Below are 12,130 nucleotides of genomic sequence, written 5' to 3' on the forward strand. Positions count from 1 at the left end.
GCTATTTTATTTGCTATACAATAGTTTCTGTTCTAATTATTAAATAAAAACAATACAAATTTTTTATCTGAAACAATCTAATTTGGGAGAATTATGTTTGAACGTAAAGTTTTGACAGCCGCTATACTGTCTGCGCTTGGGGTATCTATGCCAGCATTGGCTAATGATATTAAAGAAATTGAGACTATCGAAGTTACTGCAACTAAAAGAGCTCAAAGTATTCAAGAAGTTCCCGTAGCCGTATCTGCATTAAGTGGTGATGCTATGGATAATTTGGGCATTGATAACTTTCAAGATTATGTAGAGTTTTTACCTAATGTCGTTTTCCAAGGCACAGGTCCAGGCCAAAATGAAGTATACATTCGAGGCGCTGCGACCACGCAAACCGGCATCGCGGTTTCGTCAGTTCAAGCATTGCAACCCTCTGTAGCTATATATTTAGATGAACAGCCTGTATCTATGCAAGGTCGCAACTTAGATATTTACGCGACAGATATAGAACGTGTTGAGGTATTGCCAGGTCCACAAGGTACCTTGTTTGGTGCTAGCTCTCAGGCAGGTACAGTACGTATAATTTCTAAAAAACCCAATCACGATGATGTCGAAGCAGGCTTTGATATTAACACTGGTTTTACCAATGGCGGGGATTTAAGTAATGCGGTAGAGGGTTATTTTAATTTACCAATCAGCGACGATCTGGCCTTTCGTGTTGCAGCGTACTCAGACCATCAAGGAGGTTGGATTGACAACGTCGAAAACAAGCCTGGCGAAGGTGGTTACATTGGTAGTGCAGCCCACTTAGACAGAATAGCACCTAACTGGGGGAAACTCGCTGATCCTGCTAATACTCCTACAGAGTCCCCAAGTAATTCGGATATCATTGAAGAAAACTTTAATTCCGCTACGTATGCAGGTGCTCGTTTTGGCTTGTCTTATTTAATCAATGATGAATGGAGTTTCCTTGTTCAACACACAGCACAAACATTAGAAACAGAGGGTGTTTTTGCTTATGATCCGTCTTATGATGACGAAGAAAGTACCAGTCGTTTTGTTCCAGAAAAAAATGAAGACACTTTTGGACTAACAACTTGGACATTGGAAGGCCGACTTGCACAGCTTGATATCGTTTACGCAGGTGGCTACTTAGATCGTCAAATCGACGCAACGGTTGATTATACTGGCTATACCAATGGTGGCGTTTTTGCTACTTACTATGCATGTACTTATGCGGCAGCACCAGAAGAGCAACAGTGTTACGATCCTAGTGGTTACTATAAAGAAGAGACTGATGTTACTCGATTTACACAGGAGCTTCGCTTCAATACACCGGTTGAAAATCAATGGCGTGTTACCGCAGGTATCTACTATGACGAGCAAGAGCTTGGCACAGTTGGACAGTTTCAATTAGGTTCAGCTGGAAAGTTCCCTGATGGTGTCTGGGGGGCTGATGGTGTAGTTGTGACTGGTGAAGGGACTAATAATGGTGGTGAACCATTTCCTAAAGAAACCAGCTTTGTTAATGACATTACTCATGAAATTAATCAAATCGCGCTATTTGGACAATTTGAATATGACTTAACAGATACTATTACAGCAAGTATTGGCGCTCGTTGGTATGAAATAGAAGACATATTTACAGGTGCGACCACCTCACAAAATGACGGTGGGGTAACCAAAAGAATTCGTGCCCTGGGTGGTACAGACCAAGACACACTAGACTATTTTGGCCCAGAAGAGGGACAAGCTATATTGGATGCGATAAATTCTGGTCAATTGGAAAATAGTTTGCTGAACTCAGATGGTAAACTTAAAGTAGATGATACAATATTCAGATACTCAATTAATTGGCAAGCTGATGACAACCTGATGTTTTTTGCAAACTACTCTGAAGGATTTCGTCCGCCTGTGACAGCAAGAACAGGAGGCCAATTAGCGAGCAATCAAACACCAGGCTCAGCATTTGAAGGCTATCGTATTCCCGTTTACTCTTTAACTGATGAATTAACCAACTATGAAGTCGGCATGAAAGGTGATTTTTTTGACCGAGTTCTTCGAGTTAATGCAACAGCATACAGCTCAGAAATTAATGATCTTCAAACTTCTCGTTTTGATCCAACCAACATAGCCTTCTTCTATTTTACCGATAATGTTGGTACTGCTGAAATTAAAGGTTTAGATGCCGACTTTGTATGGCAAGCTACAGATAATTTAATTATTAGCGGTGCGTTCAGTATTTTGGATACGGAAATTACCAAACTAAATCCGACAATGACAAACTTGTCTGCACCTGTTGGTAGCGAACTACCTTATTCAGCAGACTTTTCGGGTAATATAAGAGCCCGTTATTTCTACGAGTTACCAAATGGTTGGGAAGGATATGTTAATGGTTCTATCTCCTATACCGGCGACCGACTTTCTGGAATGTTCGCCAATGCATATGTGTCAGAAGATACGCATAAACTTGTTTACGGTACAGGGACTGGCCTGAAAATTGAAGAAGAAATTTCATCAGGTCAGTACCAAGGCGTTACCTATAACGATAGTAACGGTAATGCGTTTGCTGGAGGAAGGTATGTTGCTGAAGCGTACTCAATTGCAAATTTAGCATTTGGGTTTACTAACGGTGAGTGGAAAGCAGAGTTATATATGGATAACTTATTTGACGAACGCGCTCAGCTATATATTGATGAGCAGCAATTTACACCTAAAGTTGTCACTAATAGACCAAGAACCATAGGCGTGCGATTCTCTTACGATCTATAACAATTAATTGGTCACATTAAGCTAAAACAAGCTATTTATCTTTTGTTCTACAAAGTGTATAGATAGCTTGTTTTCTTTATTAAATTCTAAAATTACTAACAGCAGTTGGATATGACCTTACCCGTACATGCTTCAATTAAAGAAGCCAAATTACTCCTTCAATCGAGCCAATTCGCTAAAGCTGAGCTAGCTACCAGCCAAATACTTCAGCAAGCAGCCCCTACTACTGAAGAAAAAGCAGAGCTAATTTATATCCAAGCTGTTGCTTTGCGATACCAGGGTAAATTAATTCAAGCGCAAGAAGCTCTTAAGCACTTTCTATCAGAAAATTCCAATTACGCTAGAGGTTATCAAGAACTAGGGTACTGTGAGCTAGCTGCTGAAAAAACTGAAAAAGCTCTTGTTGCATTTCATAAAGCTGTTGAATTGAACCCTGCTTTGATTGCTTCTTGGCAGAAAATTGCGGAGCTATTTAAAATTAAACAGCACAAAGATACAGAGCAAGTTCACTTGCAGCTTAATGTACTAAAGAAGTTACCACCACAAGTGCTAGGTGCGATGGACTTAATGTATGAAGGAAAGCTGCACAAGGCTGAGCAAGTATGTAGAAAATTTTTACTTAACAATAAACACCAAGTCGATGCGATGTGTCTATTGGCAGAAATTGGCTTAAAGTTAAAAGTTTTTGATGATGCTGAGTTTTTACTTGAAAGTTGTGTCAGCCTGTATCCTGACAACGAGCAAGCAAATGCTCTATATATTAACGTATTGAATCGCTTAGGTAAGTTTAAAAAATGCGCGGAGCACGCCAAGCAGTTTCTCACGAAATCAGATATCCAAGAAGCCTTAAAGGTAACTGCACAAGCGACATTAGCAAATTGCTACATCAATTTAGGTGAGCTTAGCAAAGGAACAACTATCTATCAGCAAATTTTAGCTCGTTCACCGGAACGTTCGGGTATCGATGTACAGCTAGGGCATGCCTATAAAACTGCTGGTGACTACCAAAAAGCGATAGCTGCTTATCAGCAGGCTTATGCTAAACAAAGTAACTACGGTGATGCTTATTGGAGTTTAGCGAATACCAAAACCTATCAATTTAACGATAAAGAGCTTTCTTTAATGAAAGCACAGTTGCTAGAAAAGCATACTAGTATTAATGATAAGGTTCATATCTGCTTCTCCCTTGGTAAAGCATTTGAAGATAGAAAAAGCTATAAAGAATCTTTTGAATATTACTCACAAGGTAATGTATTGAAGAAGCAGAGCATTGGATACAATGCAAAGAAATCCACGGCACTTATTGAGCAACAAATAACGCATTGTACTAAATCCCTTTTTGAGCGAAAGGCTGGGCAAGGTAATCAATCTCAAGATCCTATTTTTATCTTAGGTCTACCAAGGGCTGGTTCTACCTTGTTGGAACAAATTCTAGCATCACATTCGCAAGTAGATGGTACTATGGAACTCCATAACATCATGGGACACGCATTAAAATTGCGAGGAAGGATTGTTAGTGGTGACCCACTATATCCTAAGAATTTGTGGCAGTTATCGAAAGAGCAGCTGAACCAGCTTGGCGATATGTATATCAATGATACTAAAGTTTACCGAAAGGAGGCACCATATTTCATTGACAAAATGCCCAATAATTTCATCCATATTGGCTTGATTAAACTCATTTTACCGAATGCAAAGATTATTGATGCTAGGCGGGAGCCAATGGCTTGTTGTTTTAGTGGTTTTAAGCAACTGTTTGGTGAAGGGCAAGACTTCAGTTATGACTTATCTGATATTGCAACGTATTATCGGGATTATGCTTGCTTAATGGCACATTGGGACGAGGTATTGCCGGGGCAAATATTACGTGTACAACATGAAGCCCTAGTGAATGATGTTGAATCAGAAGTAAAGCGTATCCTTGAATACTGTAATTTACCGTTTGAACAAAGCTGTATTGAGTTTTATAAGACAAAACGTAACATCCACACCCCTAGTGCAGAGCAGGTACGTCAGCCTATTAATAGAAAAGGTTTATCACAGTGGACAAATTTTTCACCCTATTTGATTGAGCTTGAAAGTAAGTTAAAAAAGTTTAATTTACTTTGAATACCGATTCGAGCTCAGAAGGTAAGAAAAAATTCAAACTTAATGTCTGCTTTTGGCTAAATGAAGTCATAAGTTAACGAGTATTCCTAATGACTGCTTTGTCGGATAAGCAGCCCTTTTTATAACTAAATAATTACGTGTAAATTGTCAGCCTATATAAAGCCCTAGTTTTGGATTTGTAAGATCGAATACTGACTAATCCAGCTAAAGTATAAGAGTTACCAATTCAGATAGGTTGTCCTGATGTAAGTACTACCACTCAAATGAAATTTGTTCTATTTCATTTTTATAAGGTGAAAGACCAATATGGATACCAAGAAGACGTACCTTTTTACCATTGCCTCGTGCATAGGCTTCAGTTAGTAACTCAGATAACGCTGCTTGATCAATTTTATCTGTAGAAAATTCTTTTGTTGTTTGGTGAAAATCTGAAAATTTGACTTTGACACCTACTTTACCAATGTGTCTATCTAATAGATATTTAGCCGCTCTTTTTTGAAGCTCTGGGAGTAACTTGTTTTTAAGGATGTTATCAAGGACATTTAAGTCTGAAATATCTTCAGGAAAGGTTCTTTCGACTCCTACTGATTTTCTTTCTCTACTAATAACGATAGGTCTATCGTCATTACCACTGCATCGTTCCCATAACAATTTTCCTAGCTTTCCATATTTAGAGGTTAAGACCTCCTGACTTAAAGCTTTGACATCTCGACCGTATTTTAAATTATCACCTTGCAGTTTTTCATTTGTTACCTTACCGACCCCAGGTATTTTGTTTAATGCCATATCGTCAATGAATGAACTCACATTGTTAGGTGGAATAACAAAGATACCGTTTGGTTTATTTAGATCTGAAGCCACTTTTGCCAAAAACTTTATCGGTGCTACACCAGCCGAAGCTGTCAAGTTGAGCTCTTTATATATTGAATGGCAAATATCTTGAGCTATCAAGGTAGCAGAGCCACCAAATAACTTACAATCACTTACATCCAAATAAGCCTCATCAAGACTTAAAGGTTCAATCAAATTAGTATAACGTTCAAAAATCTCTCGAATTTGAGAGCTAATTGATTTGTATACCTCCATCCTGCCTGGAACCAAAATTAATTCAGGGCATTTTCGCAATGCAACACTAGTCGGCATTGCACTTCTAACGCCATATTGCCTCGCTATATAATTGCTTGTTGAAAGAACACCTCTAGATTTCCTGCTACCGCCTACGGCAACTGGTTTATCAGCTAACTCTGGATTATCTCTAATCTCTACAGATACATAGAATGCATCCATATCAACATGAATTATTTTTCTCAAAATAAATATTTAGGTAATGACCACTGTTTAAATGTACAGCACTTAAGCAAAAGGATCAATTAATTCTGAAGTTGAGCTTGGTGTTATGTACAAATCTATTGAAAGCTCCTTGCTATCATGATGAATAGCCCCAAAACCGCTTTTATGTTCAATCGAGATAAACTCGCTGAATTCATAACCCTTATGAACATGCGCCTCAAGACCACAACCATCACAAACTAATTCAGTTACTTCTTGTTGTATAACGGTTTTATTTTTTTCATATTTACTCCTTGGCAAATTGCGGTAGAGATACATAATGAACCAAGATATTTCTATCGAGCAAAAGACTTCTCTTTTCATCTTTAATTAATTCACCAGAGTTAATCTGCCTAATTACCCATTCCTTAATTTCAAGTAAATATCTTTCAATAGGCATACTAATCGTATTTCCCATGCCGCCATTACCAACAATATAAAATTGCTTTGCATTGTTAGCATCAACCGCGATATGTAGCCAATTCGATCGGTTAGACTGCTCCAACCGCTCCTTAAATTTCTCAACAGTAAGCATAATTACCTCAATTAAATTACCTTTTATTAAGCAGCCTACTTAGTTTCAAAAACCTTCAGTGTTTAAAGAAATAAAGCCATTACTGGTAATGCATTGAATTAAAATAATTAACCCAGTCATTTGAATCACTCCAATTTCTGGCAATGAAAAAACATCGGGAACGATCCAATTCCAAAGGAAATAGGCAGGAATAACGGAAATGATCAAATTAAAAATTTTAACCGGTATTGCAACTATCATTACTTCATATAGCTTCATTTAAACCTCTCATTTTTAACATACAGCATAATTACCTCAACTCACTCAGTCCTAAAGCGATAGCTTCTTGCTGAAACCGACCAAATATATTGACGACCTTTTCATATGAACTTGTTAAAAAGTGCTCTTCAACAATGCTACTAGTTTCATCATAGACAGGATGTTCGATAACAGTATCAAATCCACTAATTTTCAACTTTTCTTTAGCGCTAACGTTTGATGCCTTCTCGAATATAACAGTGTCTGAAGTCTCACCATCTACATCGTCTTCAATACAAGCCTTCATCTTCTCAAACTTAACCACATCAGCTTCAAAAGGCACATCTTGCTTAACTCGATAAGCATATTCCAACAGCTTAGGCTCAGCAGGCATGTACATAACAGCCTCTTGATTCTTTGAAGCAGTCAGTCTAAGTATGCGGCCTAGAATCTGTCTAAAGTGCATTTCTGTTTTGATGTTTGTGAGATGGCAACAAACCTGTAATCGAGGGATATTAGTTCCCTCGCTGATCATCCCTACAGAAATAATCCATTTAGTTTTTGCATGTCTAAACTGTTGAATAATATTGATTGGCTCATTTTCTCTGTAAGTAACCACAGCAGCATCTTCGTTAAAGCAGGACTTCATTAAAGCTGAAACCTGTTTTGCGTGCTCAACTGATGAAGCAACAATTAAACCTGCCGCGTCAGCGTTGTTCGCTCTAATTGAATTCAGCTTTTTCTGAGCAGAGGAAATTACGTATTTAATGACCTTCTCATTTTCAATAATTTCCTGATACGGAATGATTGATTGTGATAATAAACACTTAAAGCTAGTAAATGCTTTAGTCTCCTCATCATCAACAACCGAAATATTATTATTATCTACAGCGATTATCTGCGGTACACGACAAACATCATCGCGAATGGCCTCAGCAAGCCCATAAACGTAATCACATGATATTTTGTTGCTAGGATGCATATAGTTTGAAAGAACGATAGGAGCAGCATCTGAGCGCCAAGGCGTCCCTGTTAACGCCAATGTATATTTAGCTTTATCTTGAATATTCAATATGATTTGCTCGCCCCATGCATTCGCATTATCAATATTGGAGCCGGCACAATGGTGAATTTCATCAAAAATCACGAATACTTTATACCGTTTAAATAACTGCCAAAAGTTTTTATCGAGATACTGCAAGCTTTGGTAGGTAAGAGAATGTCCTTTTGCCCCGAGTAAACCATCAAAGCGTTCATTAATTCTCAACTGCAAACTTTGGCTGAAATCTTGAGAAACTATGGAAGAAGGTGAAAAACAAATAACTAAATCAATCATGTTCTTCTTTAACAACCGATCGGCCAATTCAGATGCCATCAAGGTTTTACCTGCACCTGGTGTTGCTAGGGTTAAAAAGTGGCTATTGCCATTCGCGTATTGTTTTAATGCTTTATTGATACATCCATCTTGCCAATCTCTTAGTTTCATATTTTCTCTAATGGTTTTTCTTGTTTAAGCAAGCCTTCAATGGCTCTGATCTTCCCTAGTATTCTTGTATTATTGTCTCTAGCTTTATTGTATTGCGGCTGTAGTTCATCAACTAACTCAGGGAACTCTGAATAAAGCTCCTTATATGCTTCAGACTCTCCTATATTCAACAGAAGTTCAGCTTTATAGTGATTCAACTTACCAAGCAGTTGCCCTTGCTTATCATCATGTTTCTCAACTGAGATAGTAGATTCGCATTTAGCTTTTAATGTTATTGCTTCAACGTCAAATTCTTCAGTTTTACTAAAACGTGTTAACCCTTTCTTTTTCGATATAACCCTCTTCAGCCAATCCTTTTTCACCAACTTTAAAAGTTCTGCGTATATCTTTCGTCGAACAGTTGAAGGCTCTAACGTAGAATCATTTTTTAATGCGAGATAAGCTGACCGGACATCGCTCGTTGTGAAGTGATCGAAGTTATTCGCGACAATAATTTGAGCGACAAAAGGATCTATTTTCATGTTTACTATTGCTACAAAGGTTAATTATTTGATAATAAAGTAACATTATTGATATATATGTTCTTTAGTTTCATTATATGTCATGGGTTGACTCACTTCAATATGGGAGGATTTATTCTTTTCTTTGTGGAAGTTTTGAATGCAGCCCGTACAAAAGTTAATTGGCATGAATATCAAAATCGCTCGAACCAAGCGCTCCATAACGCAAGCCGAAGTTGCTAATAACTTAGGAATAGAGGCAAGTTACTTAAGCCGAATTGAAAGAGGCACAGTACCTGTTTCATGCGAAAGAATTTATGAAATCATTCATATCCTTCAATGCGATATTGGTGACATTTTTCCGGTGCCAGAAGAAGTAGAAACACAATTTAATCAATGATAAAAACAACAAGCTAACGAGTTGCCTTTAGAGTTTAAAATATCAGAGCTTCTCTTTTTTTGCTTTCGCTCAATAGCTAACTAGGAATTTTACCAACATGTTTGAACAAGTATTTAAAAACGTCGACGACATTTTCCATAAAGACGCAGGTTGCTCCTCTGAGCTAGATTACACAGAACAATCATCATGGATGCTGTTTTTAAAGTACCTCGACGACCTTGAATTCACCAAGTCGCAAGAAGCTGAAATGATGATGGAAACCTACGAGTACATCATTGACGAGCAATACCGCTGGAGTGAATGGGCTGCGCCAAAAAACGCTGACGGCAAGTTTGACCATAACAACGCCTTAACCGGTGATGACCTGATGGATTTTGTTGATGGTCAACTGTTCCCTTACCTAAAAGGCTTTAAACAACGTGCTGATAACGCCAATACTATTGAATACAAAATTGGTGAGATTTTTAGCGAGATAAAAAACAAAATTCAAAGTGGTTATTCACTGCGTGACGCACTGGAAAAAATTGACTCTTTACGCTTTCGCTCACAACAAGAAAAACACGAGCTTAGCCACTTATACGAAGCTAAAATTAAAAACATGGGTAACGCTGGCCGTAACGGTGGCGAATACTACACACCGCGCCCATTAATCCGAGCTATGGTTGATGTAATTCAACCTAAAATTGGCGAAACCATATACGACGGCGCAGCAGGCTCAGCTGGCTTTTTATGTGAAGCATACGACTATTTACGTCAAGGTGGCCGTGATAAGAAACAGCTAAGCACAGATGATTTAGCGACGCTGCAAAACGACACTTTTTACGCCAAAGAGAAAAAGTCACTGGCATACGTTATCGCCATCATGAACATGATATTACACGGCATTGAAGCGCCTAACGTATTACATACCAATACCTTATCTGAAAACCTACAAGACATTCAGCCAAGTAATCAGCACGATATCATTTTAGCCAACCCGCCATTTGGTGGTAAAGAGCGTAAAGAAGTACAAGAAAACTTCCCTATTCAAACCGGGGAAACAGCATTCTTGTTTTTACAGCACTTTATTAAAATGCTCAAACCCGGTGGTCGTGCAGCCATTGTTATCAAGAACACTTTTTTAAGTAATACCGACAATGCTGCTATTGCCTTACGTAAAGAGCTACTAGAAAACTGTAATTTACATACCGTGCTAGATTGTCCAGGCGGTACATTTTTAGGCGCGGGTGTAAAAACTGTAGTGCTGTTTTTTACCAAAGGCGAACCAACGCTTAACACATGGTTTTACGAGCTTAACGTTGGCCGTAACATGGGCAAAACTAACCCACTAAACGACAACGATTTAAAAGAGTTTGTTGATCTTCAAAAAAGCTTTGAGAATTCAGATAAATCATGGTCATTAGCTATTAGTGATATTGATGAAAGCACTTATGATTTATCGGTTAAAAACCCTAACGTTGAAGAAGTGGCGCCATTACGTGATCCTAAAGTGATTATTGACGACATTATTAAACTCGATAAAGAGTCCGAGGCGACTTTAGCCAAGATTCAGGAGTTGTTGTAATGGCTAAAGAAATGCGTCAGCTAAATGAAATAGCAATGATTTATAGTGGGAATAGTATTCCTCAGAAGAAAAAGGAAGAGCTGTTTTGTGGGTTAGATGCTGGAACTCCTTATGTTGCAACTAAGGATGTTGGTACTGATCACTCTATCAATTACGAAAACGGCGTACTTATTCCCGAAACTCATAGGGATAGTTTTAAATTAGCTCCAGCTAATTCGGTTCTAATTTGCGCTGAAGGGGGAAGTGCAGGAAAGAAAGTCGCGCATACTGACAAGGATATACACTTTGTAAATAAACTTTTTTGCGTCCACCCTAATGAAGAAATGAGCAGTAAGTATATCTTTTATTACTTTCTAAGTGCTGATTTTAAATTGGATTTTAATAATCAACTCACAGGACTTATTGGTGGCGTTTCTTTAAAGAAGTTTAAAAATTTATGCATCCCTTACATTTCATTAGATAAACAAGAACGCATTGCGGCATTGCTCGACACTGTGTTTGCCGACTTAGAACAAACCCGCGCTAAAACCGAACAAAACCTAAAAAATGCCCGCGAGTTATTCGACAGCTACCTACAACAAGTCTTTAGCCAAAAAGGTGAAAGTTGGATTGATGGTAAAATGACTGATATTTGTGAAATAAATACTAAGCTGATTGACCCTAAAGAAGATGTATATTTAGATCTATTACATATTGGTGCAGGTAATATAGTATCAAACACAGGGGAGCTCATTAAGCTTAAAACGGCTAAAGAGGAAGGGTTAATCTCGGGTAAGTTTGTGTTTGATAATTCAATGGTACTTTACAGCAAAATTCGACCTTACCTGATGAAAGTTTGTAGGCCTGAATTCACAGGGCTTTGCAGTGCAGATATATATCCTTTGTCACCAATAAAGGAGATGATGGATAAGGACTTCTTATTTTATTTATTACTGAGCAAAGATTTCACTGATTATGCTATATCTGGCTCAGGAAGAGCTGGTATGCCTAAAGTCAATCGTACTCATTTATTTAATTACTCAGTATCTATTCCTCCTATTGAAAAACAACGTGAATTTGTTATTAAAATTAATCAAGTGGCGAGTCGTTCGCAAGATCTAGAAAAAATTTACAAATCAAAATTAATTGCGATAGACGAGCTAAAAAAATCCATTTTACAAAAAGCCTTTAGTGATGAATTAACCGCAATGGCAGAGTAATAAACATT

The 12,130-nt window shown here is 37.9% G+C and carries 11 protein-coding genes; 5 read left to right on the forward strand and 6 right to left on the reverse strand.

What is annotated here, in order from left to right; genetic code table 11:
• Positions 1–93 precede the first annotated feature (93 nt).
• Together QQK05_RS04020 and QQK05_RS04025 are read left to right on the forward strand one after the other, a co-directional pair.
• A complete protein-coding gene (locus QQK05_RS04020; protein ID WP_284296152.1) occupies positions 94–2,763 on the forward strand; it encodes a TonB-dependent receptor in 2,670 nt (889 codons plus the stop codon).
• Positions 2,764–2,874: 111 nt separating this feature from the next.
• Positions 2,875–4,872 (forward strand): tetratricopeptide repeat-containing sulfotransferase family protein, encoded by a 1,998-nt coding sequence (locus QQK05_RS04025; RefSeq protein WP_284296154.1) that lies wholly within the window; start codon positions 2,875–2,877, stop codon positions 4,870–4,872.
• A 252-nt stretch (positions 4,873–5,124) separates the two neighbouring features.
• Here QQK05_RS04025 and dinB read toward each other — a convergent pair whose 3' ends face one another.
• Genes dinB through QQK05_RS04055 form a run of 6 tightly spaced genes read right to left on the reverse strand, consistent with a single transcriptional unit; the run spans position 5,125 to position 8,980 of the window.
• Positions 5,125–6,183 carry a DNA polymerase IV gene (gene dinB / locus QQK05_RS04030; RefSeq protein ID WP_284296155.1) on the reverse strand — a complete coding sequence of 353 codons (1,059 nt, stop codon included), beginning with the start codon at positions 6,181–6,183 and terminating at the stop codon, positions 5,125–5,127.
• A gap of 42 nt (positions 6,184–6,225) precedes the next feature.
• Complete coding sequence (locus QQK05_RS04035) at positions 6,226–6,480, reverse strand: hypothetical protein (RefSeq protein WP_284296156.1); 255 nt, start codon at positions 6,478–6,480, stop codon at positions 6,226–6,228.
• Entirely contained in the window at positions 6,449–6,736 is a 288-nt protein-coding gene (locus QQK05_RS04040; RefSeq protein ID WP_284296157.1) for a hypothetical protein, read from the reverse strand. Before QQK05_RS04040 ends, QQK05_RS04035 begins: the two co-directional genes overlap by 32 nt.
• 45 nt (positions 6,737–6,781) lie before the next feature.
• Entirely contained in the window at positions 6,782–6,994 is a 213-nt protein-coding gene (locus tag QQK05_RS04045; RefSeq protein WP_284296158.1) for a hypothetical protein, read from the reverse strand.
• 31 nt (positions 6,995–7,025) lie between these two features.
• On the reverse strand, positions 7,026–8,459 hold the full coding sequence (locus QQK05_RS04050; RefSeq protein ID WP_284296159.1) for a DEAD/DEAH box helicase: 1,434 nt from the start codon (positions 8,457–8,459) through the stop codon (positions 7,026–7,028).
• The gene (locus QQK05_RS04055) at positions 8,456–8,980 is read right to left on the reverse strand and encodes a hypothetical protein (protein ID WP_284296160.1); all 525 of its coding nucleotides are present in this window, start codon (positions 8,978–8,980) and stop codon (positions 8,456–8,458) included. The genes QQK05_RS04050 and QQK05_RS04055 overlap by 4 nt, the downstream gene beginning before the upstream one ends.
• Before the next feature lie 139 nt (positions 8,981–9,119).
• Here QQK05_RS04055 and QQK05_RS04060 point away from each other — a divergent pair, with 139 nt between their 5' ends.
• The 3 genes from QQK05_RS04060 (at position 9,120) to QQK05_RS04070 (ending at position 12,122) form a co-directional block, all read left to right on the forward strand.
• The gene (locus QQK05_RS04060; protein ID WP_284296161.1) at positions 9,120–9,359 is read left to right on the forward strand and encodes a helix-turn-helix domain-containing protein; all 240 of its coding nucleotides are present in this window, start codon (positions 9,120–9,122) and stop codon (positions 9,357–9,359) included.
• Positions 9,360–9,456: 97 nt separating this feature from the next.
• A complete protein-coding gene (locus QQK05_RS04065; RefSeq protein WP_284296162.1) occupies positions 9,457–10,923 on the forward strand; it encodes a class I SAM-dependent DNA methyltransferase in 1,467 nt (488 codons plus the stop codon).
• Positions 10,923–12,122 (forward strand): restriction endonuclease subunit S, encoded by a 1,200-nt coding sequence (locus QQK05_RS04070; RefSeq protein WP_284296163.1) that lies wholly within the window; start codon positions 10,923–10,925, stop codon positions 12,120–12,122. The genes QQK05_RS04065 and QQK05_RS04070 overlap by 1 nt, the downstream gene beginning before the upstream one ends.
• The last annotated feature ends 8 nt before the right edge of the window (positions 12,123–12,130 follow it).

This window comes from Thalassotalea loyana, from assembly GCF_030161435.1.
In the GTDB taxonomy this organism is placed as follows: domain Bacteria; phylum Pseudomonadota; class Gammaproteobacteria; order Enterobacterales; family Alteromonadaceae; genus Thalassotalea_G; species Thalassotalea_G loyana.